Consider the following 1,394-nt stretch of genomic DNA (forward strand, 5'->3'; position numbering starts at 1 on the left):
GCAAGCCCGCTCACCACAAGTTGCGCACAAAGGAGGTCCCATGTATTCAAGACGACAAATATTATTGGCCAGCGGTGGCATCGGGGTTGCGCTCGTAGCCGGTGGCCTGCTCAAACAGCTCGACCTGGTCACCGAAGCCGAAGCCGCCGAAACCTTCGAAGTCACTCACACCGACGCGCAATGGCGCAGCCTGCTCACTGCCGAGCAGTACGAAATCCTGCGCGAGGAGGGCACCGAACGTCCTTACACCAGCGCGCTGAACGACGAACACCGTGCCGGGACCTTCGCCTGCGCCGGTTGTGCCTTGCCGCTGTTTTCCTCAGCCACCAAATTCAACAGCCACACCGGTTGGCCGAGTTTCTGGCAGCCCCTGGACAACGCCGTTGCCAGCCGCCGGGACACGTCCTACGGCGTGGTGCGTAAGGAAATCCACTGCCGTCGCTGCGGCGGCCATCAAGGGCACGTGTTCGATGACGGTCCGCAACCCACCGGGCTGCGCTACTGCATGAATGGCGCCGCCATGACATTCACGGCGGCCTAAGCCGATGTCTTTCTCTTATAAGGTTCCCTGCCATGTGGCTTCTGGTTCTCGCGTACCTGGGCGGCGTGCTGACAATCGTCAGCCCGTGCATCCTGCCTGTTCTGCCTTTTGTCTTCGCTCGCACCGGGCAGCCGTTTTTGCGCAGTGGCTTGCCGCTGTTAGCGGGGATGGCGGTGACATTCGCCCTGGTGGCAACGCTCGCGGCGGTGGGCGGCGGCTGGGTGGTGCAGGTCAATCAGTACGGTCGCTGGCTCGCGTTGCTGTGCGTTGCGCTGTTCGGCTTAACGCTATTGCTGCCGCAGCTGTCGGAACGTCTGACGCGTCCGTTAGTGGCCGCCGGCAGTCGCCTGTCGGAAGCCGCCGGGGCCGATGCCAGGCCGCGTCCGGGCGCATCGTTCCTGATCGGCGTGGCCACCGGGTTGCTGTGGGCGCCGTGCGCCGGGCCGATCCTGGGGCTGGTGCTCACCGGCGCCGCACTGCAGGGTGCCAGCATCGGCACTACCTTGCTCTTGCTGGCTTACGCCGCCGGGGCTGCTACCTCCCTCGCGCTGGCCTTGATGGTCGGCGGTAAAGTCTTTGGCTTCATGAAAAAGTCCCTGGGTGCCGGTGAATGGCTGCGCCGAGGCCTGGGTGCGCTGATGCTTGCCGGGGTGGCCGCCATTGCGCTGGGCCTGGACACCGGCGTGCTGTCGCGGTTATCGACTGCCTCCACCGGCGGCCTGGAGCAACGCCTGGTGGATACGCTCAGCGCCAAGCCGGCACAAAAGGGCGGGGCGATGATGGCAGGGGGCGCAATGATGGCCGCCGCCAACCACAGCGACACACTGCCCATCGAAGGTGCGCTGCCTTCTCT

2 protein-coding genes are annotated in these 1,394 nt (G+C 65.1%); both read left to right on the forward strand.

Annotation, left to right across the window (positions count from 1 at the left end):
- The first annotated feature begins 40 nt into the window (after window positions 1–40).
- Window positions 41–541 carry a peptide-methionine (R)-S-oxide reductase MsrB gene (gene msrB, locus HX823_RS31395; RefSeq protein WP_177078523.1) on the forward strand — a complete coding sequence of 167 codons (501 nt, stop codon included), beginning with the start codon at window positions 41–43 and terminating at the stop codon, window positions 539–541.
- Between the two features lie 32 nt (window positions 542–573).
- Window positions 574–1,394, forward strand: an 821-nt coding sequence (locus HX823_RS31400) for a cytochrome c biogenesis CcdA family protein (protein ID WP_305729228.1), incomplete at its 3' end; no start/stop codon positions are given.

Origin of the sequence: Pseudomonas sp. P7759, from assembly GCF_013386445.1 — a bacterium.
GTDB lineage: Bacteria > Pseudomonadota > Gammaproteobacteria > Pseudomonadales > Pseudomonadaceae > Aquipseudomonas > Aquipseudomonas azotoformans_A.